Annotated in this window: 10 protein-coding genes and 3 pseudogenes; 6 read left to right on the top strand and 7 right to left on the bottom strand. The window is 67.9% G+C overall.

Annotation, left to right across the window (positions count from 1 at the left end):
- Positions 1-9: 9 nt before the first annotated feature.
- Positions 10-1,977 (bottom strand): GDSL-type esterase/lipase family protein, encoded by a 1,968-nt coding sequence (locus ACIA8N_RS15755; RefSeq protein ID WP_365780593.1) that lies wholly within the window; start codon positions 1,975-1,977, stop codon positions 10-12.
- A gap of 578 nt (positions 1,978-2,555) precedes the next feature.
- Positions 2,556-3,326 (bottom strand): annotated as a pseudogene (locus tag ACIA8N_RS15750) (IS5 family transposase).
- A gap of 179 nt (positions 3,327-3,505) precedes the next feature.
- On the opposite strand from ACIA8N_RS15750, the pseudogene ACIA8N_RS15745 reads away from it, so the two are divergent.
- Positions 3,506-4,039 (top strand): annotated as a pseudogene (locus tag ACIA8N_RS15745) (tyrosine-type recombinase/integrase); the annotation flags it as partial.
- A 73-nt stretch (positions 4,040-4,112) separates the two neighbouring features.
- On the opposite strand, the pseudogene ACIA8N_RS15740 reads toward ACIA8N_RS15745, so the two are convergent.
- Positions 4,113-5,109 (bottom strand): annotated as a pseudogene (locus ACIA8N_RS15740) (IS630 family transposase).
- Between the two features lie 676 nt (positions 5,110-5,785).
- The gene (locus ACIA8N_RS15735; protein WP_365780594.1) at positions 5,786-12,523 is read right to left on the bottom strand and encodes an RHS repeat-associated core domain-containing protein; all 6,738 of its coding nucleotides are present in this window, start codon (positions 12,521-12,523) and stop codon (positions 5,786-5,788) included.
- 497 nt (positions 12,524-13,020) lie between these two features.
- On the opposite strand from ACIA8N_RS15735, the gene ACIA8N_RS15730 reads away from it, so the two are divergent.
- Positions 13,021-14,646, top strand: a complete 1,626-nt coding sequence (locus tag ACIA8N_RS15730; protein WP_365780595.1) for a trypsin-like serine protease — start codon at positions 13,021-13,023, stop codon at positions 14,644-14,646.
- Positions 14,647-14,838: 192 nt separating this feature from the next.
- The gene (locus tag ACIA8N_RS15725) at positions 14,839-15,834 is read left to right on the top strand and encodes an endonuclease/exonuclease/phosphatase family protein (protein ID WP_365780596.1); all 996 of its coding nucleotides are present in this window, start codon (positions 14,839-14,841) and stop codon (positions 15,832-15,834) included.
- A gap of 375 nt (positions 15,835-16,209) precedes the next feature.
- On the opposite strand, the gene ACIA8N_RS15720 is transcribed toward ACIA8N_RS15725, so the two are convergent.
- From ACIA8N_RS15720 to ACIA8N_RS15710, 3 genes are all read right to left on the bottom strand, one after another.
- Positions 16,210-17,739 carry a UDP-N-acetylglucosamine 1-carboxyvinyltransferase gene (locus tag ACIA8N_RS15720; RefSeq protein WP_359213893.1) on the bottom strand — a complete coding sequence of 510 codons (1,530 nt, stop codon included), beginning with the start codon at positions 17,737-17,739 and terminating at the stop codon, positions 16,210-16,212.
- A 50-nt stretch (positions 17,740-17,789) separates the two neighbouring features.
- Positions 17,790-18,149, bottom strand: coding sequence for a VOC family protein (locus ACIA8N_RS15715; RefSeq protein WP_365780597.1), 360 nt, complete (start codon positions 18,147-18,149; stop codon positions 17,790-17,792).
- Positions 18,150-18,218: 69 nt separating this feature from the next.
- Positions 18,219-19,271 carry a saccharopine dehydrogenase NADP-binding domain-containing protein gene (locus ACIA8N_RS15710; RefSeq protein ID WP_365780598.1) on the bottom strand — a complete coding sequence of 351 codons (1,053 nt, stop codon included), beginning with the start codon at positions 19,269-19,271 and terminating at the stop codon, positions 18,219-18,221.
- A gap of 113 nt (positions 19,272-19,384) precedes the next feature.
- Between ACIA8N_RS15710 and ACIA8N_RS15705 the strand changes: the two genes are divergently transcribed.
- The 3 genes from ACIA8N_RS15705 (at position 19,385) to acnA (ending at position 24,322) form a co-directional block, all read left to right on the top strand.
- Positions 19,385-20,326, top strand: coding sequence for a helix-turn-helix domain-containing protein (locus ACIA8N_RS15705; protein ID WP_365780599.1), 942 nt, complete (start codon positions 19,385-19,387; stop codon positions 20,324-20,326).
- A 39-nt stretch (positions 20,327-20,365) separates the two neighbouring features.
- Positions 20,366-21,325 (top strand): threonine/serine dehydratase, encoded by a 960-nt coding sequence (locus tag ACIA8N_RS15700; protein WP_365780715.1) that lies wholly within the window; start codon positions 20,366-20,368, stop codon positions 21,323-21,325.
- A gap of 279 nt (positions 21,326-21,604) precedes the next feature.
- Positions 21,605-24,322: an aconitate hydratase AcnA gene (gene acnA, locus ACIA8N_RS15695; RefSeq protein ID WP_365780600.1), complete on the top strand. Its 2,718-nt coding sequence runs from the start codon at positions 21,605-21,607 to the stop codon at positions 24,320-24,322.
- Positions 24,323-24,369 lie beyond the last annotated feature (47 nt).

Here is a 24,369-nt window from a genome sequence, read left to right as displayed (position 1 = left end):
TCGGGCCCGTTATGCGGGTTCGACGAGGAGTTGGCCGCCGCTGAAGTGGACCTGGGTTTTGGTACCGGTGTTGATGTTCCACTGCGGCGTGATGGTGACGCGTTCGCCGGGCTTCATACCGGTGAGCAGGTGGCGGCGGGAGGCGTAGACGCGGCTGGGGCCGTGGGCGGAGAGTCCACGGGCGGGGCTTGCGGGGGTGTATCCGCCGCTGGCCCGCCACAGCGCCCATACCGTGGCGGTGGGGCCGGCGGTGGTGTGGAGGGCCGCGGAGATGGTGACGTAGGCGGCACCGGACGACGGCACGGTGAAGGTGACAGGAGCCCAGGCAGCGGCGGGGAAGTCCACAGAGGTCTCCAGCCGGTCCAAGGCCGGGGCGGTCTGCTGGCTCGAGACCAGCAGCGGGGGGCGGTGCGTGCCTTCGGTGAAGGGGGCATCGGCCTGCCGGCGCAGCTGTTCGGCGGGGTGCCCGGTGGGTATCCCGTGTACCTGGAAGCGTATGGTCGCGGGCTCGGAGTGGTTGCTGGCGACCCAGGCGACGGCTTCGATCTTGCGGGGACCGGGGGACCAGGTCTGGGGCGGGCTCCAGCTCCACTTGCCGTCGGCGTCCACCGGGGCTTGGCCGACGCTGATGCCGTCGTCGAGGAGGTGGACGGCGCGCACGCCCTTCTGGGCAGTACCGCGGAACTCGGGCCGGGGGTGCGTGTACGAACCGTCCGACGGCGATTCGATCACCGGGGGTTCGACGTGGGTGACCACGACGAAGGTGACGGTCGCCGTGTTGGTCAGGTCCTGGCCGCGGCCCGCAGCGACGAGCAGGGTGTTCTCACCGGCCTGCCAGCCGCTCTCGCGGCGCCAGTTCCAGACCCCGTTCGGGCCAGGACGGGTGGTGCCTATGCACCGTGTACCGGCGAAGAAGTAGAGCGCGTCCGTGTCCGGCGGACAGGCGCCGGTCAGGGAGACGAGCGGCCCGACGATCGCCTGCGCTCGAGGGGCCGTGATCGTCACCGGTTGCGGCGCGACAGGCTCAGCCTCAGGCTGGGCACGCCGCAGCCACTGCCGCTTGCGCTGCGGCTCAGGCTTCTGCCCCAACCACGATTCGACCCGGACGAGGTGGGCTTCCTGTTCGGCGGCCGCGCTCTTCAAGGCGCCGACCTCTGCGTCGGTCAGGACGGCATCCACCGCTCGCTGCGGGATGTCGGCCGCTGTGAGCAGGTCGTGCTCGACGAGCTGGGTCAGCAGCCACGCAGCTGTGGCTTCGGCGCCGCGGATGTTGAGATGGGTCCAGTCCCGCTTGCCCTGCGGGTGCTCAGAGTGCTCGCCGGGTTCGAACCAGCCCAGCAGGCGTACGGCTGCCGTCGGGCCGAGGCCCTGCCACAGCTCCTCGGACCACTGGTTGAGGTCCACCAGCGGTACGTCCGCATCGGCGGCGGCCTTGACCATGAGGTCAGCGCGCTCGCGCAAACCGTTGGCCACCCGCCCGTCCGCGTGGAAGGTCCCACGAGCCAGTGACGTCACGAACACCGGCGACACCCCGAGCTCCCGCAGCGCCTCCGCAAACAGCTCCAGGTACGCCCGGTACTCCTCTTCGCTCGTGTACTTGTCGGGCTCCATCATGTTCTGGTCGTTGTGCCCGAAGGACACGAGCGCGATGTCGCCCGGCCGCGCCTTGTTGAGCACGCCAATGAATGGATGGGTGTAGAAGCTTCGGCTTGAGGCGTTGTACAGCGCGAAGTTGAGAACCTCGGTGTGCCCGGCGAGCACCTCGGTAAGCGCCTGACCCCAACCCTGCAAGGGACGCTGCTTCGGGTTCACCGCAGCAGTCGAGTCGCCCAGAACAAGAAGACGCGGTCGGCTCACACTGTGCGACGATGCGTCACGAAGGGTTTCTGTCGCAGCAGTTGGCTCAGCAGCCTTCACTTCGGGACTCGCCTTACGAGAAGCCGATATTCCGGAATCCTGCGCGGGTGCGGGGGCCATGACGAGAACGCTCCGATGCGAACAGAGGACTTGTTGAGAACGAGCTTGGCTCGGCCGTTGACTTGCAGGACGCGAGAACACACCGGCCGTGCCAAGGCTGAGCCAGTTCGTGCACGCTGCGGCGCAGGTCACCCCGCCACGACCCGAGACCGTCAGGCTTCGACGTAGCTCCCGGAGCAGCTCCGGAGGCTCATCTCTGCAGTTCCATCATGAACCGCCAACAGTTCCAGGCCCCAATGCCAAAAGGGAATTCCCTAGTAGCGCGGGCGCGCCTGAAAAAACATGCCACACCGACGCCGAACGGTCAAAGGAATCTCACAGGGAACTCAGGATCTTGCCGGAATCCAAGTCGCCGACTTGAGTGAAAGGTGAAGGATGTCTGAACTTATGCGACATTTAGCACGATCGCAGGTGACCAAGATCATGCCATTGGCGGCCTCTACCTGTCTTCACAGAGCCTTCCGCAAGGTGTCAGCCCCGTAGAACATGGACGTCCGGTGGAGGTGGTGCCGCCACCCGCTACGAGCCCGTAACACGATCTTGCCGAAGTGGCCTGGTCAGGCGTGACTGAGGCTTTTTCATCCTGCCGTTGAGCTGGCGTGATGCAGGGTGAGCACTGCTTGGATGAGTGCGGTTATGCGGGTGGTGGAGCAGCGCAGTTTGCGGAGGAGCCGCCAGGACTTGAGGGTGGCCATGGCTTGCTCGACGAGTGCGCGGATCTTCGCGTGGGACCGATTCACGGCTTGCTGGCCTGCGGAAAGCGTTTCCCACCGTCCCCAGTACGGGATGCGGACCGTGCCGCCGGCGCCCCGGTAGCCCTTGTCCGCCCAGCAGGGCAGGCCCGCGTCGGCAAGTGCGTCGATGATGCCGTGTTCGCGGGCTGCGCGGACGTCGTGGACGGCTCCGGGCAGGGCCGGTGAGGCTTACAGCAGCCGGCCGAAGGGATCGGTGAGGACCTGCACGTTCATCCCGTGCTTCTTCTGTTTGCCGGAGTAGAAGGGCCGGTCGGCGGCGATACGGTCGATCGGCAGGAGCGTCCCGTCGAGCAGGACGTACGCCTTCATCGATGCAGACCGGACGGCTTCCTCAAGGGTCGGCGCGAGCGCGGCCAGCAGATCGACGACCTCGCTGATGTAGCGGTAGACCGTGCTCGTCCCGATGCGAAAACCGGTTGCGAGCTGGGCATACGTGTTCCCGTTCCGTAGATGCGCCAAGGCGAGCAGTGCCTGACGGCCAGCAGGGAGCCGACGCCACCTGCTACCGATCCGGCGACGGTGTTCACGCAGGCGAGCGGCGAGGAAAGACACGGAACGGCTGGACACGTCCAGCCCGCACGGGTAGACAAGCACACGAAGCCTCTGGTCGGGCGAGGGAATCTTGGTCGTGAACCCGTCTACCAGGGGCTTCACTCATCTGTCAGCCCAACACCGCTCCTTGCCTGGCAAGTTGGCAAAGCCTCACTATCTGGCGATTCGGCAGTTCCTGGCCCGAGCGGACGCTCGGCCGCAGTCGGTCCTCCTACCGGAACCTGCTCGGGCTGGTACGGCATTGGACGGCCGCCATCCGCCGCTCGCTCCAGCGCATCCGCGCTGGCGGCCTCACCCACCTGCCCACAAAACCCCGGGCATCCGAACGCCGCATTGCCGTCCCCACCGAATGCCCCTACTCCCACAAGGAGCACAAGGAGCGGCAGGACAGGGAGCGGAGACAGGCAGGGTCGGCCTGGAGCGACAGCGGCCTCTTCTTCACCACGCCGACCGGACGGCCTCTCGACCCGGCCAACCTCACCCGCCGCTTCCGCAGCTTCTTCGACCGGGCCGGGCTCCGCCGCATTCGCTTCCACGACCTCCGCCACTCCACCGCCACCCTGCTCCTGGAACAGGGCGTCGAACTCGTCGTGATCAAGGAGCTGTTGGGTCACGCCTACATCGGCGTCACCGCCGGCGTCTACGCCCACGTCCGACTCCACCTCCAACGCCAAGCCATCGACGCCCTCGGCAACGCCCTCGGCGCCCAGGACGACGATCCTGACGACCTACCCGCCACAACCGTCGTCCGCTGACGTTGCCGTCAAACACCGCAGTAGCCCCGCCGGAACGAAATCTGGCGGGGCTTCTCGCGAATCCAATTATTGATCAGAAACTCAAAGAGTTCTGGTCCAGGACGTAGCGGACGTGCGGGCCGCCGAAGTAGCCGCGGACGATGTGTGGTTGACGCTGGCGTCTGTGGACGAATCTGCGGGTTTCGGCGGCGAGTTCGGTCTGGTTCCTGGCCCGGTGGGTGTGGGGCAGGCTGCGTTTGAGGTCGGCGTTGACGAGCTCGTCGGGGTTCGGCTCGGGTGAGTACGAGGGCAGGAAGTGCAGCTCGATCTCGTCCTTGTGGCCGGCGAGCCAGGCCCGGACAGTCTTCGAGCGGTGGGCCAAGTGCCGGTCGACGATCAGGTGGATCATCCGGTCGAAGTGCCCGACGAGCCGGGCGAGGAAGCGGCACATGACCTTCGCGTCGAACGACTCGGTGAAGACCATGAAGTGCATCCGGCCGCGGGTGCTGATCGCGGACATCGCGTTCACGGAGAACCGGTTCCCGGTCCGGCGGACGATGGGAGTCGTGCCCTTGGCGCCCTAGGTTCGGCCGGTGACCTGGTCCGAGCGGATCCCGACCTGGTCGCCGAAGAGAACCTCGCCGTTCTCCGCCTTCGCCCTGGCCCGGATCGCCGGCCAGGTCTCCTCATGCCAGAGGCGGACCGCTTCCGGGTCCTGCTCGACCGCCCTCTTGTCCGGACGTTGAAAGGTCAGCCCCCAACGCTTGAGGTACTTGCCCACCCCGGGCTCGGTGAAGCGGACCCCGTACAGCTTGAAGATCAGCTCGCCTATCCGCCCCCCACAGCTGACCCGAAAGCCCCAGGTCGGAAGGGATGTGATCGAGGACAGCCTGCCGAACGGCGGCCTGCTCGGCCTCCGACAGGACCTGATGCTCGCCCTCGCGACGACCCCGAGCGCGGGAGAGCAGTGCGTCCCGCCCACCGGCCTGCCACTTCGCCCACCAGTTGTCCACGGCCCTGGCCGACACCTTGAACAGGGCGGCAACCTCCACCCGGTCCCGGCCATCCACCAGCGCGGACACCGCCAGCAACCGCACGGCCTCCTGCGCGTCCGGCGGCCAGGCCCGCGAATCCCCCACCAGATCACTCACACGCCGTCAACGAGCCTGAACCCAAAGCGTTTCGGATCAATAACAGCCCGCTCGCGCGGTTCGACGAAGATTGATTGGCGCAGTGATGTTCCCGTCCACGTAGAGCCTCGCTTCCGTGCCCGCATCGGCTCCTCGGCCGCGCCCACACCGCCCCGTAACCGGTGAGGCGCACTTCCACTGACGTTGCCGTCAACTACTGCCGTCAGAAACCCCAGGCGGCCCCATCAGTCGCAACCGATGGAGCCCCAGATTCGCTAGTCGCGAATGCCTTGGGGGTCAGTCGATTGACCCATCGCCTTCGAGGCGCATGAGGACTCCTCGCGGTCCCCCGGTCGCAAGAATGTCTTCCAGGACCTCACAGATACTGTCGATTCCGGCGTCCTTCACAAGTAGGAGGTCAGGGCAGTTGAAGTATCTGCCATTGAAGCATTCCCCAGTGACTTCCCACCGCCTCCAGATGGAGGCTATTTCTTCCAACGTAAGGATGGTTGCGCTCCAGCGTGATCCATCCTCCAGCGTCAGAATTAGGTCTAGGTTTGATGCCTGGTCCGATTCTTGATTGAGCGCAATCCTGAAAAGGGCAGATGCCCCACCGATCGCCCTCTGAACCAAGGGGTCATTGGCCATAAATGCGCTTCAATCTTGCAATCACTGCATCCTCATTTGCTTTACTCGACTTTCCAACAATCTGAACCCCGCTTTCCGTGTTCCGGAAGAAGAGTCTTGCTCCGTTCCTGGAGCGAGCATAGGAGATACCAGTACCGGGTAGAGAGCCGTTTCCCATGCCCGGATTCATATTCCCTTCGCCCAGTCGCTCCTGCATCGCATCGAGGTCTGCTTGAACGTCTTCGTTTTTGCCGGCTTTCTTGGCGGCCTTAACGAGAAGCGGATCATCGTGAATTGCGGATGTGAGGCATGTGCTGTTGTGGACCAGAACCGGTGTCGTACCTGCCAGCACATAGTACGTGTGCAGGCTGTTGACCGTCAGGTTGTGGACCTTGGTGGTCTCGGTCCAGCGCGCCACCGAAATGACATGGACGTAGGTGCCGGCGGAGGTGCGGAGGGTGTCACGGGGACGGAGGTCGGTGGCGTCGGTCCAGCTGTTTGTTTTGACCACCCAGAAGGGGTGCTTGTCCGTCGCCTTGATTTTGCCGGTCTTCGTGCCCTTGGCGCCGTCGAGGTCGATCGTGAGCTCGACCAGGTGCTTCTCGCCCGTGCGGGCGATGGTGTGGGCGACCTCTTCCGACTTGGTGGTGTTGGTTTCCGGGTCGGTGGCCAGGACCTCGTCGCCGTTGGCGACGTCCTCGATGGGCTTGGTTGTGCCGTCGGCCATCAGGACAGGAGTTCCTGGGGTGAAGCTGTTGTCCGTGGCGCAGCTGATGCCGTCCAAGGCGTCGTCTGAGGCCTTGGCCTCGGCCGCGTCGTCGGCGAGCTTTGCCGCCTGGCGTTCTGCCGCAACCGCTTCGTCCGCCGCTTCGGACGCCTTCTTGGCCGCGCGGACGTTGCCCCAGGCTTCGGAGAGGCGGCCCCAGGCCTTCCATCCTTTGTAGCCTGCCTGGAGGGCCTTGACGGCTTTGCCCCAGGGGACCAAGTTCAGGCCGGTGCTGATGCAGGCCCATACGTCGCCCTTGGTGAAACAGTCTCGGGCGTCGTTGTAGCCGATGAGATCGCCGATGATGTTGACGATTTCCTGCTTGATCTCTTCGGCCTGCCGCTCGGCCGCTTCCTTCTGATTTCGGGCCTTTCTCGCCTGCTTCTCGGCTTCCGTGGCATTCGGCTTTTCGATGTCGTAGTAGCTGTAGTACGTGTCGGTGACCGAGACGTCCCACTTGCCGTTGCTGATCTTGCAGCTGGCTCCGACGTAGCCGCAGTCGTCGGGCTTCAGGCCCGTCGGGTCCGAGAAGGTCGCCGGGTTGTTGTTGCCGTAGCCGTAGGCGTCGCCGGTCTCGTCGAGCAGCGGGTCCACGGAGATGAAGGACGCGATGGCGGGGTCGTAGAAGCGGGCGCCGGTGGCGATGAGGCCGGTGGAGTCGTCCTTGGGTTGGCCCAGGAAGTCCCGGTCGGTGGTCTCTTCCAGCTGGTTCTCGCCGCCGCGCGGTGCGCCGAACGGGGTGTAGCGCTGGCGCGTCAGGGCCCCGGTGGACTGGTCGACGGCGACGGACGCGGTGCCCTGGGCGTCGCTGACGAGGATGCTGGTGGTGCTGGTTCCGGCGCCCGTGCTGGTACGGACGACGCCGCCGGCGTAGTAGCGCGTGGCCTTCGTGCCGGTGGGGGAGGCGGTGACCTCCATGCCGTCGAGGTACAGGGTCGAACCCGTGGGTTCGTTGCGTATGAGCCGCTGACCGTCGGGGCCGTAGACGAAGGAGGTCTCCTTGCCGTCGGCTGTGGCGACCTTGGTGAGCTGCTCGAACTCCCAGGTGAAGGTGTCCGTCTTGTTGTCGGTGGTGCGGCTGGTGAGCTGACCGGTCTTGTTGTACTGGTACGTCGCGCCGCCGACCTTGACGGGAGCGTGCGAGTGGGCCGCGGTGTCGCCCGTGGGCCCGTAGGAGTGCGCGGTGGTGACGCCGTCCTTGACGGTGCTCAGGATCCGGCCGGCCTCGTCGTAGGTGTACTGCTCGTTGTAGGGCGCGGGGCCCCACGCGCCGGGCTGTGTGCAGCCGGTGCCGCCGGTGGACCACATCTGCGTCCACGCTTTGGTCATCCGGTGGCCGAGGTCGTACCCGTAGCACTGCTGCTGGGCCGTGAGGCCGTCGTTGACGGCGAGGACGTTGCCGAGCTGGTCGTAGCGGTAGCTGACGTCCTGGACGAGGTCGCCGAAGGAGGCGGCGTTCATGTTGGTCAGGCGGCCGGTGACTTCGTCGTACCTGTAGCCCCGGTCGACGCGGTGACTGCCGGTGCCGGCGGTGCGGGTGACGAGGCGGCCGAGACCGTCGTAGGAGAGGGCCGAGGTGTAGTCGGCCAGGGTGCTGCGGACTCCGGTGACGAAGCCGAGGTCGTCATAGCTGGTGTTGACGCGCTCCTCGGGGAGCCCTCCGGCGGCCGGGTAGACGATCGAGGTGGGTGCGCCGCCGCTCGTGTACTCGTACGAGTAGGAGTAGGTGCCGGCGAGGGGGCCTTCCTCCGCGGGGACGACGGTCTGCTTGCCGGTGGGCCGCCCGTGATCGTCGTAGCCGAGGATCCGTGTCGTGTACGCGCGCCCGTTCTGGTAACGGGTGGACGCGGCCGGCTTGCCCAGGCCGTTCGGCAGCGAGTCGTAGGTGAAGGTGGCGAGAGGTGTCTGGGTGCCGCCGATGATGCGGTGGATGTCAAGCGGGCGGCCGAGTTCGTCGTACGCGTAGATGGTCTCGCGTAGTTCGGCGTCCGTGCTGGACTTCAGCCGGCCCGCGAGGTCGTAGGAGAACCACTGCCGTCCGCGGTCGGGGTCGTTGGTCTCGATCAGACGGCCCTGCCAGTCGCGGGCGTACGTCGATGTGACGTTGAGGTTCTCGTCCTTCTTCGAGACCATCTCGCCGCGGATGTTGTACGCGAACGTGGTGGTGGCGGTCTTCCCGGTGTCCACCTGGCCGACCGTCTTGGTGGTCTGTCCCAGGGCGTTGACGTAGGTGGTGGCGGCGCCGCCGGTCGGCGGGGTGACGGTGGTCTGGTCGGCGGCGTAGGCGGAGGTGGTCTTCCACTGGAAGACGCCCTTGGAGTACAGGGCGCTCTCGGTGGCCTGGCCGAGGGAGTCGTAGGTGGTACGGGTCTCCGAGGGCCACTGTGCGGCGGGCGGCGAGGCCAGTCCGCTGCCGGCGTCGCCCGTCACGTGGAGCGAGCCGGAGGAGCTGATGCCGCGGCCCTGGTCATCGGTCTTGCCCGTGGTGACGATACGTCCGCCGCGCGGCGAGGGGGACTGGGTCTCGACAGTGGTCCCGAGGGTGTCCAGATAGGCGTAGGAGGTGGCGAAGTACGGCTGGATGGAGCCGTCCTTCGACTTGAGGCCGAGGAGCTGCCGTGTGGTGATGCGGGAGACCGTGTTGGCCGCCATCTGGTATTCGAAGGCGTAGCTGGGCGGGTACTCGGCGGCGGTGGGATCGCCGGGGAGACGGGCCTCAGTGACTCGGCCGAGGGCGTCGTACGCGGTGGTCGTGGTGCCGCCGTTGTTGTCGACGACCTTGACGGGGGTTCCGCGCAGCGGATCCAGCTCCGTGTTGGTCGTGTAGCCCGCGGCGTTGACGACGTCGACCTGGGCGGGGTTCCCAGTGGTCGGGCTGTAGCGGGTGGAGGTCTTGCTGCCCTGGGGGTCGGTGGCGTCAAGGCCGCGACCGTAGACGTCATAGGTGGTGTAGGCCCGGGACGAGGTCTCGCCGTTGAACCAGACGTCGACGCGGGTCACGTCTCCCTGGGTGGCGGGCGCACCGAGGTCGGTGGCCCCGTGCTTGTTGTCGTAGTAGCTGTCGCTGCGCGAGTGGGGCGTGGTGCCACAGGTGGCGCCGGTGGCGTTCCGGAGTTCGACGCGGTACGGGGTGACCATGAGGAACTTGGGGTTCGCGTTGTTGACGGCGAAACTGGTCACTGTGCACTTGGAGTCGGTGCTTACGTTCAGATCGCCTTCGTCGACGACCTTCTCCGGCATGCCCCAGGTGCCGTTGTACGTGGTGGTGTGACGTGTGGTGCGGTACCAGCCTGCGGCGGTGCGGGCCTTGCTGATGCTGGTCTGCGGACGCACGAAGTGTGCGTCGTGGCTTCCGGTGCCGTCGACGAGCAGCTTGTACCAGTGCTGCGTCTTCGTGGCCTTCAGGACGGTGGCGCCGTCGCTGGTGAGGTCCTCGGAGCTGCGGACCTGGCCTGCGAGGTAGTCGTAGTCGGTGAGGTCCTCGGCCGGGTAGAGGTCGGCGAAGAAGTCCGCCGCGACCTTGACCGACTTGGTGCTGCCCGTCGCCGTGCGGTCGCCGTTCATGCCGCGGTGGTAGCGGGAGCGGGAGAGTGCCGCGGAACCGCCCGTGCCGGCCTGGACGAGGACCTCGGAGTAGCCGCGCCAGTCCGACCAGGACTGCTTGTCTACCGGGGTGAGCTGGTCATCGCTCCAGTGCCAAGCGCCGCCGCCGATGTATCGGTAGGTGACGGGCCTCTCAAGGGTGACGTTGGCGCCGTCCTGGGTGGTGACCTTGAGGGTCAGGTACTTGTGGAACCAGCCAGTGGTCGCGGTGCCGCCGTCGGGTACGTAGTGGATCTTGTAGCACAGTCGGTTGTTGGTCGACTCGTCGGTCGGCAGCGTCGTGGGGGTGCACCCCTCGGTGGCCTGGCCGTCGCCGTTGGCGTCGACGCCGTACGTCACGCTTGTGCGTCCGCCGAGTTCGTTGGTGACGGTTCCGACCCGCCAGGAGTTCATCTTCGGCGTGCCGGCCGGTGGGTCCACCCTGTTGGGCAGGAGAGTGCCATTGAAGTCCGTCGGGCGCAGCGCCAGAGTGGTGCCGTCGGCGGCATAGCCCGTGCGGGTGACCTTCGACAGCCACAGGCTGGGGTCGAAGTTCGCCTCTTCGGTGGTCGGGAACTGGTGGACGAACGTGTACGCGTCGACCGTGCGGTGCGCCTTGGTCGGGTCGCGGTCGGCGACCTGGGCGTCGACGCGCGTCAGGAACCGGGTGTCGAAGAAGGCCGGCTGGAACTTGTCCGGGCAGGACGTGGCCGTGCAGATCAGGTCGACGGGCACGTCCGGGTACGAGGCCGCGGTACTGCTCGCGGTGGGAGCGGCACAGGTGCTGTTCAGCGTCGTGCAGCGGTACGCGTAGGTGAAAGCGACACGTCCGGGAGCCTTGGCGGCCTCGCCGTCCGGGCGGTGCCCGTACTCGATCGCCTTGAGGTATCCGCCCCGGTCGTAGGGGACCGTGGCGGCGGTTCCGCTCTGCTGGTGGTAGCGGTTGGTGTCCTTGCCGTAGAAATAGGTCGCCTCGGTGTCGTGGCGGTCCTTCACCAGGGCGAGGTTCCAGCGCCATGCCTGGTTGCAGAACTTGCCCTCGCAGGGACTGCCGGCCTTCTTGCCGAAGACGGGGACCGTCCAGGTGGAGTTGGTGGCGGTGCCCGTGGTGGGCTGTGCGGCGAGGCCGAAGTGGTAGCGGCTCCCCTCAGGGGTGGAGACGATCCAGTACTCGCCGTTCTCGTCGCCGTTGGCTTCGCCGTTCCAGCGCTCGATCTTCCAGCCCTGGTCGTTCTTGAGCCGCCAGTTGACGGCGTCGACCCTGATGAGCTCGCCCGATACGCCGTTGAGCGAGATCGTGGCGTTGTCACTGGCCCAGCACAGGTCGCCCCAGGTGGGTTCACCCTGCTCGCTGCAGGACTGGTACCGGCGCTCGATGTAACTCTGGCCGATCTCCCAGCCTGTACCGATCACGGACGCCTGGTTGTTGCTGGCGGACGTGCGGCCGTCGACGGCCTGGGACGAGTACGACAGGCCAAGGGCCGGGTCGGACCCACCGGGGACGTCCGGGAGCGTGAACGGATAGGAGTACGAGAAGTTGCCGGTGTTCCCGCCAGCCTGCCAGGACCCCGACGCGGGCAGGACGGAGGCCTTGAACGAGCCCGTGTCACCGGATGTTCCGGCGGACAGCGCGTAGACCACCGGCTCGACAGCAGCCTTCGACTCCGATGACGCGGCGGACGTGGCCGCGGCGGGCGAGGCAGAGGAAGTCGTGGGATCGAAGCCGACGTCGGCCACGAGTTCCCCCGTACGCCGGTCGTTGCGGGCGACCACCGGCTCAGCCTTGGCACACGCCGCGTCGTCCGGACGGGTCAGCACGCACCCGGGGTAGCGCACGAGCCGCACGCGGTCGGAGAAGTTCGCTCCGGCGGCACCCTTGATGCCGTTGTAGTTCACGTGGATCCGCGCCCGCCGGTGCTCGCCGGGGCCCGCCTTCTTCACGCCGTCGGCACTGGCCGACTCACCCTCCGGCCTACCGGTGGCTGCGGAAGCATCGCCAGACGCCGGGGTGACGTCAGCTCCTGGGGGATTGGGCGTGAGGGTGAACGCGATGCCGCCCGCGCCGAGCCGGCGTGCTGCGGCGTGGTCGAGGGTGCTGATCTGCACCTGTTCGGGCGTGACACCGTCGGCCGGGACGACCGTCACCGGTTCGGCCGTGCTCGTCTTCTGCCCCGTGCGTGGAGCGACCGTCGTGGTGCGCGCCGTCGGCCAGACAGGAGCGGGTCTCAGCGGCGCGTTGGGCAGCGCCTTGGGCGCGGCAAGCGGCTCAGGGGCTCGACCGGCGGCGATCACTTCGGTCGAACTACCGACGGCGCGCGCGTCGCCCCGAGGCTCGGACTGGAGTGCGTCCGCCGGTGTCAACGACACAGCGATCGCGAGCACGGTGGTCCCGGCGATCACTTTGAAACGATGCTGAAGTGCGCGCCCCCGGGTTCGTACCCTGAGGCGGCGGTTTATGTTTCTCACTTTTTCTCTCAATCCCCCCACGCGCCGGTTTCAGGCGCAGGAAGATTGGAGGTATATCACCAAGTCGATCAGTTGAGAAGCGTCTCACCGGAGAATGAGTCACATAGGGAAGGTTCACTTCGCTTGCAATTCGCCCACCTCCTCTGTGATCTTTACTCATGGATCAGGAGAATCGGGTACGAATTGGTGTGACGGGCGTCACGGCAGGGCTGGCCTGACTGCCAAATCACAAGTTGACGAGCCGTTGACCTGCACCTTACGGTGAGCTTGATCAATCGACTCTGCCAAGCTGGGGGGCCCACAGGAGTCGGGGGGGATCGCCTTCACGTCTATCGCCGCAACCAGATTTCGCATGGTGTGGCGTAATTCGGCTAGCTCATTCTTCCCTGCGTGGCACCGCCCTGCGCCTGGCTTTCAAGCTGGAGCATTACATGGGTACGATTTCGCGCCAACGAATAGGGCGCCGACTTATCTCAGGTCTCACCGGTGCCCTTCTTGCGGCCATCGGTGCGACCGCGACAGCAAGCCAGGCGACCGCCGACGACGGCCCCGACGTCACGCCGTACATCATCGGCGGGACGCCCGTCGAAACCGCCACGGTGCCATGGATGGTGATGGTCTACGAGAAGGTCGGCAGCGGGTACGCGTTCGCGTGCGGAGGCGTCCTCGTCAGCAAGAGCCACGTCGCGACGGCGGCGAACTGCGTCGAGCTGCGAACGGCTGCCGATCTGAAGATCGTTGCGGGTCGTGCCAATGTCGCGGATTCCGGCGGCCAGGAACGATTCGTCACGAAGAAGTGGGAGCAGCCCGCGTACAAGAAGGTCGGTGACGGCTCCTACGTCAACGACTTGGCCCTTCTGAGCCTGCACACGCCGCTGGCCATCGACCCGCTGCCCATCGCCAGCAGCCCCGCCGTCTACACGCCTGGCACGATGGGCACCGTCTACGGCTGGGGCGGCACCTACACCGGTGACCCCGACGGCAGCAAGTTCCTGCAGAGCACCCCGGTGCCCATGGTCGCCGATGCCACTTGCGCCGCTCAGTACCAGGCAAGAGGGATCTCGCTCGACACGACGACCGCTGTGTGCGCGGGCAGTCCGGACGAGCCGAACACCTTCTGCGACCACGACGAGGGCGGTCCCCTGGTCGTGGGCGGCGTCCTTGCCGGCATCGCTTCCTTCAACGCCGGCTGCAAGAACTCGATCGGCTACGGCGTCTACACCCGGATGACCGAGTTCCGGACCGAGGTCAAGTACGAGACCACCGTCCGCTCCCAGGACGACCTCACGCGCGACGGCATCGCCGACCTGACGGCCGTGTGGAACGACGGCAGCCTGCACTCCTACCCCGGCGACGGCGCGGGCGGGCTTCTCGACGCCCGGACCCAACTGACGGGGGACAAGAGCTGGCTCTACACCAGGCACCTGGCCAAGGGGGACTTCACCAACGACGGCATCGCGGACGTGATGTCGGTATGGGACGACGGCACCCTGCACTACTACCGCGGCAAGGGCGACGGCACCATCGAAAACCAGCAGCCGGTTGCCCTGAACGGGAGCACCTGGGGCAGCCTTCAGCACCTCACGGCCGGGGACCTCACTGGCGACGGCATCGCTGACCTCATCGCGGTATGGCCCAACGGCACCCTGCACTACTACCGCGGCAAGGGCGACGGCACCGTCGACCCAGAGGCCACGATCGCTCTCGGTGGCACCACCTGGGGCGACACCAAGCACCTCACGGCCGGTGACTACAACGGCGACGGCGTGGCCGACCTGATGGCGGTATGGCCGAACGGCACCCTGCATTACTACAAGGGCCGTAACGACGGCACGCTCAGCACGGAGGTCCCGGTCGCGAGGGGCGATGCCACGTGGGGCACCGTCCGGCATCTGGCCACCGGCGACTACAACGGCGACGGCTTCGCGGACCTCATCGCGATCTGGGACGAGGGCAGCCTGAACCGCTACACCGGTCAGGGCAACGGCCAGCTCAACACCTACCAGCGGATCCTTTTGGGCGACCTCACCTGGAAGACCAACCGCCAGCTCGCCTGAGCGATCTCAGCCCGTTCCCACAGAGCCCGCCAGGGCCCCGTGACCCGGCGCGTCTCTCTCTGCCTTCCTCGCCTGCGCTCCGGTGCTGCGACACCTACGGCCGGCGTTTGGGCACCGACCCACCACGCCCCGGCCCGCGGTCACCCGGCAGCGCTGTGAGAGACCCACACCACCCCTAGCAAGGAAACACCGTTGAGAAGTCTCAAGGCACTCGCCGCAACCCTGGGAACCGCGGCAGCGCTGCTGCTCACCACCCTCTCCTCCCCGACCCCCGCCGCCGCAGACAGCGTCCCCGTCACCACCACACAGGCGCTGCGGTTCGTCAGCTACAACATGTGCGGCAACATGTGCAAGGAAGGCCAGGGACCGACCGGCTACAGTAACGCGGCCCGGATCGACAGCATCGTGGCGGAGGCCAACTCCACCGGCTGGAAGGCCGACCAGATATTCCTCCAAGAGGTGTGCCAGGACCAGTACACCGAGCTCAGTACCAAGCTTGCACCGCTGGGATTCAACGGCCGGTTCACAGCGGCCCTTACGGGACGGGGCGACGCCTGTGCCGGTGACCCCTACGGCAATGCCCTCTTCGTCAAGGGCGCCATCATCCAGACCAAGACGCTGGACCTGACGCAGGGCAGCACAGAGACCGAGCCGATCCGTGTTCCCTGTGTGAAGAGCGACCTCCGAGGCCGGTTGACCTGGGCCTGCTCGGTGCACCTGTTCTGGGGCCACCCTGATGGCACCAACCCCGAACGGGACGCCGAAGCCGCCGACCTCCGCTGGCAGGTGGAGGCCTGGGAGCGGGCCGGTATCCCGGTCATCCTGGGCGGGGACTTCAACGGCTTCCCGAGCGACACGTTCATGGACGGGTTCTACAGTCCCGCCGCGGGAGGGAACTCACATGGGGTCTTCACCGAGGCAGACCAGAGCGACACCGGCACCAACCCCAACGACATCCCGAACAGCGTCCTTCAGTGCCCCGCGGGATCCCTTGAGTGCCGTAGCGGCGAGCCCACCTTCTACAGCCTGGGTAAAGTCGACGTGCAGGGCGACGAGTACTGGTGCAAAATCGACTACTTGTTCTTCAGTACGCGCCACTTCAAGGACGTCGTCGGCGACTCACTCCCTGTCGACACCGAGGTCTCCGACCACCGCCTCCTGCGCGGAGCGGCCAACTGGGCCTCCTGAGGTTTTGCGTAAGCCGTGAATGATGCGGCGCAGTGCCCCCTGTGCGGTGGAGCAGCCCACCGCACAGGGGGCACACCCTGTCCGTCGGCACGCCGATGCGATGGTGCGGCAGGATCATGCCGGGTATCGGCAGGTCCCTCGCGGTCGTACGGGAGCCGAAGCGGTACGGGGATCCAGTCACCTGCCCGCAGGGTCGCCGTCGTGCGGTCTCGGCGTAACGTTGGGCCGGACGGCTCTCCCTCAGGGTGGCGGCCTCGTAGTGTGCCGACTCGGGCGCAAAAGTCCCAGAGAAGTCCCACGAGGCACGCCATGCCTCCCGCCATTGTGCATTGTTGCAGGTCAGGATGGTTGCGTCGGCGACTTTCTGGCGATCCTTCAGATGTCCCGGAAGATCTCGATCTGCGCGCCGATCGAGTTCAGGCGCTCCGCGAGGTCCTCGTAACCGCGGTTGATGACGTACACGTTCCGGAGGACCGACGTGCCCTCGGCCGCCATCATCGCGAGGAGGACGACCACCGCCGGGCGCAGGGCCGGGGGGCACATCATCTCGGCGGCGCGCCAGCGGGTGGGGCCCTCCACCAGGACGCGGTGGGGGTCCAGGAGCTGGAGGCGGCCGCCGAGGCGGTTGAGGTCCGTGAGGTAGATGGCGCGGTTGTCGTAGACCCAGTCGTGGATGAGGGTCTTGCCCTGGGCCGTGGCCGCGATGGCCGCGAAGAAGGGGACGTTGTCGATGTTCAGGCCGGGGAACGGCATCGGGTGGATCTTGTCGATCGGCGCCTCCAGCTTGGAGGGGCGGACCGTCAGGTCGACCAGGCGGGTGCGGCCGTTGTCCGCCGGGTACTCGGCCGAGCGGTCGTGGTCGAGACCCATCTCCTCCAGGACGGCGAGTTCGATCTCCATGAACTCGATCGGGACCCGGCGGATCGTCAGCTCCGACTCGGTGACGACCGCGGCGGCGAGGAGGCTCATCGCCTCGACCGGGTCCTCGGAGGGGGAGTAGTCGACGTCCACGTCGATCTGCGGCACGCCGTGCACGGTCAGGGTGGTGGTGCCGATGCCGTCGACCCGTACCCCGAGGGCCTCCAGGAAGAAGCACAGGTCCTGGACCATGTAGTTGGAGGAGGCGTTGCGGATGACGGTGACGCCGTCGTGGCGGGCCGCGGCGAGGAGCGCGTTCTCCGTCACGGTGTCGCCGCGCTCGGTCAGCACGATCGGGCGGCCGGGGGAGACGGAGCGCTCGACCTGGGCGTGGTAGATGCCCTCGGTGGCCGTGATGTCGAGGCCGAAGCGGCGCAGTGCGATCATGTGCGGCTCGATCGTGCGCGTACCGAGGTCGCAGCCGCCGGCGTACGGCAGCTTGAAGCGGTCCATGCGGTGCAGCAGCGGGCCGAGGAACATGATGATCGAGCGGGTGCGGATCGCGGCCTCGGCGTCCATGGAGTCCATGTCCAGCTCGGCCGGCGGCACGATCTCCAGGTCGACGCCCTCGTTGATCCAGCGGGTGCGCACGCCGATGGAGTTGAGGACCTCCAGGAGGCGGAAGACCTCCTCGATGCGGGCGACCCGGCGCAGGACCGTGCGGCCCTTGTTGAGGAGGGAGGCGCAGAGCAGCGCGACGCAGGCGTTCTTGCTCGTCTTGACGTCGATGGCGCCGGACAGCCGGCGGCGGCCGACGACCCTGAGGTGCATCGGTCCCGCGTACCCCAGGGACACGATCTCGCTGTCGAGGGCTTCGCCGATCCGGGCGATCATCTCAAGGCTGATGTTCTGGTTGCCGCGCTCGATCCGGTTGACGGCGCTCTGGCTCGTGGCCAGTGCTTCGGCGAGCTGCGTCTGCGTCCAGCCGCGGTGCTGCCGGGCGTCACGGATGAGCTTGCCGATGCGTACGAGGTAGTCGTCTGCCATGGCGTCACGTTATCTCAGATATGAGATGGGGCTGACGTGGGGGTGGGCCATCAGGGTGAAAGGCCGCCGTGCGCGGTCGGGTGACGCGGCTCGTACAGGGGGAGTTCGGTGCCGCTCGGCAGCCGGACGGCGGCGAGCAGGCCCCAGCCCTGGTCGGTGATGGCGCGTGAGATCTCGGCGCCCTTGTCCTCGAGGGTCGTCAGGGTCTCGGTGAGGTCCTCGCACATGAGGTAGACCTCGTGCTTCGGCTCGTCATCCGTGGGATGCACCGCGACCTCGGCGGGCGGCAGTTTGAAGATGAGCCAGCCGCCGCCGGCGTCCACGTGCTCGAAGCCGAACACGTCCCTCAGGAAGGCCCGGTCCGCCTCCGCGTCCCGGGTGTACAGAATCACATGCGCGCCGCTGAACATGGTCCGATCCTCGGCCCGCCGTACGGCCCGGGCAATCGGACCGCGCCCGTACGGGGTGCCCCCGAGCCGTTACGGCAATTCCACCGAAACATGGGCGGAAAGGGCGCGGAGGAAGTCGGGCGCGTCGAAGAGCGCGCCGGCGGAGGCGACCCCCACCGCCCTGGTCCGCCCCGTGAGGACACGGTCGACGGCCTCCACCGCGAGCGGCGCACTGACGGCGTAGATGTCCTGGCCGCTCGCCACGGCACGCCGCTCCTCACCTCCGGAGCGCACGACGATGTCCACGAGGAAGGTCTGCGCGGACCGGCCGCGCTCGTCGACCGCGGCCGGTGCCGGAGTGTCCGACGAGGCCAGGTCCCGGGCCGCCGTGGCCGCCATGTAGGTGCGGACCTCCGGGATCGCGAGATGGCTGGGGACGGTGACGACGTCGGCCATGGTGAAGTCGCCGATCACCGGGCTGATTCCCAGCGGTTCCGGGAAGGACCACTTCTCCGTGCCGGACGGGGCCTCGTCGCGGTACTCGAGGCGTCCCCCGGTGAAGCGGACGTGCCTGCCGTCCCTGCGCTCCCGCGAGACCGCGCCCGCCGTGCGGGTGCCGGCCGTCGGGTGCCAACTGCTCAGCCCGTACGCCACATGCGCCTCGTCCGCCGCCGTCCAGTCGCCCATCGCCGCGGTGACGAGCAGGTCGCCGAGGCCGCCGAAGAAGGCCATCGCGGGGACCACCACGGTGCCCGCCGCACGGGCCGGCTCCGCGAAGCGGGCGAACGTGTCGACGTTGGCCTCGATCTCGGCCGCCACGTCCACGTACGGGATCCGGGCGCGCAGCGCCGCCTCGATCACCGGGGCGGCCGTCGAGGCGAAGGGCCCCGCGGCGTTGATGACGGCGGCGGCGCCGGCGAGCGCGCGATCCAGCGAGGCCGGGTCGTCGACCGTGGCCGGCCGGACGTCGAGCCCGGAGAGCTCCGGACGGGACGCCGCGAACTCCGCCAGCTTCCCCGCGTCGCGTCCGGACAGCACGGGGACGAACCCGCGCTCGAGCAGCTCCGCCACCACGAAGCGCCCGGTGTGCCCGTAAGCGCCGAACACCGTGACAGTGCGTCCCGCAACCGATTCCGATCCCATGATTTCCTCCGTCGTCCGCTGCTGCTCGCTGCCCTGTTCCGATACGAGGAGCCTGTCAGCGGCGACCGGGCCGAGCCAGTGTCCGGAACGACATGCCCCGTACAATTACGGACATGGAATCCGTCGCACTGGCCGTCACCGACGGCATGCTGCACTTCGAACTCTCCGTGGCGTACGAGGTGTTCGGCGACACCGCGTACGACCTCACCGTCTGCGGCCCCGGCCCGGTGCGGTTCGGCAGGTTCGCCCTGGAGCCCGACGCGGGGCTCGACCGGCTCGCGCACGCCGACACGGTGATCGTCCCCGGGTGGGCCGACGTCGACGTGACCCCGCCCGCCGAACTGGTCGACGCGGTGCGCGCGGCCCACGAGGCGGGCGCCCGGGTGGCCTCGCTGTGCACGGGCGCGTTCGTGCTGGCGGCCGCGGGGCTGCTCGACGGCCGGCGGGCGACCACCCACTGGGCGCACACCGACGACCTGGCGGCCCGTCACCCGCTGGTGGAGGTCGACCCGGACGTGCTCTACGTCGACAACGGCAGCGTGCTCACCTCCGCGGGCAAGGCCGCCGCGATGGACCTGTGCCTGCACCTCGTCCGTCTCGACCACGGCTCGGCGTACGCCAACACCATCGCCCGCCGCCTGGTCGTGCCCCCGCACCGGTCCGGCGGCCAGGCGCAGTTCGTCACCGCCCCCGTACCGGCCCAGGACGACCATCCGCTCGCCGACCTGTTCCCCTGGGCGATCGAGCGGCTCGACCAGCCGCTGACCGTGGAGGACCTGGCCCGGCGCGCGAACATGAGCTCGCGCCACCTCGGCCGCCACTTCCGTACGGTGACCGGGTCGACCCCGCTGCAGTGGCTCCTGATCCAGCGGATCCGGCGCGCCCAGGAACTCCTGGAGTCCAGCGGCGACAGCCTCGACACGATCGCGGCGGCCACCGGCATGGGGACGGCCACGACCCTGCGCCGCCACTTCAACCGCACCCTCGGCGTCCCCCCGGACACCTACCGCCGCACCTTCCGCCGCTCCGCGGCACGCCACCCCTCACCGGCATAGGATGATCGAACTGCTGCGCGAGTGACGGAGGCGAATGTGCTGATCACTGTCGAGGACGTGGAAGCCGCGGCCGAGCGGATCACCGGACACGTCGTACGGACGCCGACGGTGCCGAGCCCCGGGCTCTCCGCGCTCCTGGGCGCGCCCGTCACCACGAAACTGGAGCTGCTGCAGCGCACCGGCTCCTTCAAGGCCCGCGGCGCGACGGCGAAACTGCTCGCGCTCGACGAGGCCGAACGCGCCGCCGGGGTCGTGGCGGTCAGCGGCGGCAATCACGGCATCGCGGTCGCGGTCATGGCCGGCGCGCTGGACATCAGGGCGACCGTCGTCATGCCGCGCTCCGCCCCCGGCCGCGCGGTGGAACTCGCCGAGGCCGCCGGGGCGAGCGTCGTCCTCGCCGACGGCATGGACGCCGCCTTCGCCCTCGTGGACGAACTCCGCCGCAAGGGGCTCACCCTGGTCCACCCCTTCGACGACCCCGTCGTCATCGCCGCCCAGGGCACGGTCGGCCTGGAGTTCGCCGAGGACGCGGGCGAGCTCACCGACGTCCTCGTCAGCATCGGCGGCGGAGGTCTGATCGCCGGCGTCGCCACCGCGCTCCTCGCCCGCCGCCCCGGTGTGCGGATCTGGGGCGTGGAGACGGAGGGGGCGCACGCCATGTCGGCCGCCCTCGCCTCCGGCGGGCCGGTGCCGGTCGAGCTGTCGTCGATCGTCTCGACGCTGAGCGCCCCCAGCGCCTCCCCGCTCACCTACGAGCACGTCGGCGCGCTCGTGACCGATGTCCTCACGGTGACCGACGCCGAGGCGGTACGGGGCACCCTCGACCTGGCCGAGCACGCGAAGGTCTGGGCCGAACCGGCCGCGGGCTGCCTGCTGCCCGCGGCGCGCCGGGTGCTCGAGCGCGTCGGCGCGGACGCCAGGCTCGGCCTGGTGGTGTGCGGCGGCAACGCGACGACCGCCGACGTGGCGGCGTGGGCGAAGGGCTTCGGACTGCGCTGACCGCGCGGGGTGCTTCCCCCGTCGGCTCCGGCTCGAAGGCGCGCGAACGCATGGGAAGGCGTACGAAGGCATGCCGGGCATGACCGAGCGGCGGGGATGCACTAGAGTTATCTCGACATCGAGATAACTGCTTACGGCGCACCGTGGCCGCCCACCCGGTAAGGGTTACCTAACCAAGCCTTACCTTAGCGGATCGGCGGGGAGTCGGGCGGCACCACGCGGCGGCAGCCGCATATTGTCGCTGCGCGGTATACGCGCACACTGATGAAGGAGACTGTCGTGTCGGCGAACAGCTTCGACGCCCGCAGCACGCTGCGCGTGGGCGACGAGTCGTACGAGATCTTCAAGCTGGACAAGGTCGAGGGCTCCGCGCGCCTCCCTTACAGCCTGAAGGTCCTCCTGGAGAACCTGCTCCGCACCGAGGACGGCGCGAACATCACCGCCGACCACATCCGGGCCCTCGGCGGCTGGGACTCGCAGGCCCAGCCGAGCCAGGAGATCCAGTTCACGCCGGCCCGCGTGATCATGCAGGACTTCACCGGCGTTCCCTGTGTCGTCGACCTCGCCACCATGCGCGAGGCCGTCAAGGAGCTCGGCGGCGACCCGGCGAAGGTCAACCCGCTCTCCCCGGCCGAGCTGGTCATCGACCACTCGGTCATCGCCGACAAGTTCGGCACCGCGGACGCCTTCGGCCAGAACGTCGAGCTGGAGTACGGCCGCAACAAGGAGCGCTACCAGTTCCTGCGCTGGGGCCAGACCGCCTTCGACGACTTCAAGGTCGTCCCGCCGGGCACCGGCATCGTCCACCAGGTGAACATCGAGCACCTGGCCCGTACGGTCATGGTCCGCAACGGCCAGGCGTACCCCGACACCCTCGTCGGCACCGACTCCCACACCACCATGGTCAACGGCCTCGGTGTGCTCGGCTGGGGCGTCGGCGGCATCGAGGCCGAGGCCGCGATGCTCGGCCAGCCGGTCTCCATGCTCATCCCGCGCGTCGTCGGCTTCAAGCTGACCGGCGAGCTCCCGGCCGGCACCACCGCCACCGACCTGGTCCTCACGATCACCGAGATGCTGCGCAAGCACGGCGTCGTCGGCAAGTTCGTCGAGTTCTACGGTGAGGGCGTCGCCGCGACCTCCCTCGCGAACCGCGCCACCATCGGCAACATGTCGCCGGAGTTCGGCTCCACCGCCGCGATCTTCCCGATCGACGGCGAGACGCTGAAGTACCTCAAGCTCACCGGCCGCTCCGAGCAGCAGGTCGCGCTCGTCGAGGCGTACGCCAAGGAGCAGGGCCTCTGGCTGGACCCGGCCGCCGAGCCCGACTTCTCCGAGAAGCTGGAGCTCGACCTCTCCACGGTCGTCCCCTCCATCGCCGGCCCGAAGCGCCCGCAGGACCGCATCGTCCTCGCGAACGCCGCCCAGCAGTTCGCGCTCGACGTCCGCAACTACGTCGACGACGTCGACGAGGCGGGCAAGGAGTCCTTCCCGGCCTCCGACGCCCCGGCCAACACGCCGAACGGCGCCCCGTCGAAGCCGGTCACCGTGACCGCCCCCGACGGCTCCACCTACGAGATCGACCACGGTGCGGTGACGGTCGCGGCCATCACCTCCTGCACCAACACGTCGAACCCGTACGTCATGGTCGCCGCCGCGCTCGTCGCGAAGAAGGCCGTGGAGAAGGGCCTGACCCGCAAGCCGTGGGTCAAGACCACCCTCGCCCCGGGCTCGAAGGTCGTCACCGACTACTTCGACAAGGCGGGTCTCACCCCGTACCTCGACAAGGTCGGCTTCAACCTCGTCGGCTACGGCTGCACCACCTGCATCGGCAACTCCGGCCCGCTGCCGGAGGAGGTCTCCAAGGCCGTCAACGAGCACGACCTGGCCGTGACCTCGGTGCTCTCGGGCAACCGCAACTTCGAGGGTCGCATCAACCCCGACGTCAAGATGAACTACCTGGCCTCGCCGCCGCTGGTCGTCGCGTACGCCCTCGCCGGCTCCATGAAGGTGGACATCACCAAGGACGCCCTCGGCGTCGACACCGAGGGCAAGCCGGTCTACCTGGCCGACATCTGGCCGACGGAGGCCGAGGTCAACGACGTCGTCGCCAACGCCATCGGCGAGGACATGTTCAACAAGTCCTACCAGGACGTCTTCGCGGGCGACGCCCAGTGGCAGGCGCTGCCGATCCCGACCGGCAATACCTTCGAGTGGGACACCGAGTCCACCTACGTCCGCAAGCCCCCGTACTTCGAGGGCATGACGATGGAGACCACCCCGGTCTCCGACATCGTCGGCGCCCGTGTCCTGGCCAAGCTGGGCGACTCGGTCACCACCGACCACATCTCCCCGGCCGGCGCCATCAAGGCCGACACCCCGGCCGGCAAGTACCTCACCGAGCACGGTGTGGAGCGTCGTGACTTCAACTCCTACGGCTCGCGCCGAGGCAACCACGAGGTCATGATCCGCGGCACCTTCGCCAACATCCGCCTGCGCAACCAGATCGCGCCGGGCACCGAGGGCGGCTTCACCCGCGACTTCACCGTCGAGGGCGCGCCCGTGTCGTTCATCTACGACGCCTCCCGCAACTACATCGAGCAGGGCATCCCGCTCGCGATCCTGGCGGGCAAGGAGTACGGCTCCGGCTCGTCCCGCGACTGGGCCGCCAAGGGCACCGCGCTGCTCGGCGTCAAGGCCGTCATCGCCGAGTCGTACGAGCGCATCCACCGTTCGAACCTCATCGGCATGGGCGTCCTGCCGCTCCAGTTCCCGGAGGGCCAGTCGGCCGCGACCCTGGGCCTGACCGGCGAGGAGACCTTCTCCTTCACCGGCGTCGAGGAGCTCAACAACGGCACGACCCCGCGTACGGTCAAGGTCACCACCGACACCGGTGTCGAGTTCGACGCGGTCGTCCGCATCGACACCCCCGGTGAGGCGGACTACTACCGCAACGGCGGCATCATGCAGTACGTGCTCCGCAACCTGATCCGCGGCTGACACCAGCACCGGATCCGGTAACGGCAAGGGCCCCGCTCCTCGGAAGA

The sequence above is a fragment of the Streptomyces sp. NPDC051822 genome, assembly GCF_044452745.1.
In the GTDB taxonomy this organism is placed as follows: domain Bacteria; phylum Actinomycetota; class Actinomycetes; order Streptomycetales; family Streptomycetaceae; genus Streptomyces.
Note: the sequence above shows the minus strand (reverse complement) of the source record. Positions and strands in the feature narration are given on the sequence as shown.

Excerpts from the sequence above, each read along its gene's own strand:
- ACIA8N_RS15755 (WP_365780593.1), bottom strand. The coding sequence starts at position 1,977 with ATGGCCCCCGCACCCGCGCAGGATTCCGGAATATCGGCTTCTCGTAAG.
- ACIA8N_RS15730 (WP_365780595.1), top strand. The coding sequence starts at position 13,021 with ATGGGTACGATTTCGCGCCAACGAATAGGGCGCCGACTTATCTCAGGT.
- ACIA8N_RS15720 (WP_359213893.1), bottom strand. The coding sequence starts at position 17,739 with ATGGCAGACGACTACCTCGTACGCATCGGCAAGCTCATCCGTGACGCC.
- ACIA8N_RS15715 (WP_365780597.1), bottom strand. The coding sequence starts at position 18,149 with ATGTTCAGCGGCGCGCATGTGATTCTGTACACCCGGGACGCGGAGGCG.
- ACIA8N_RS15710 (WP_365780598.1), bottom strand. The coding sequence starts at position 19,271 with ATGGGATCGGAATCGGTTGCGGGACGCACTGTCACGGTGTTCGGCGCT.
- ACIA8N_RS15705 (WP_365780599.1), top strand. The coding sequence starts at position 19,385 with ATGGAATCCGTCGCACTGGCCGTCACCGACGGCATGCTGCACTTCGAA.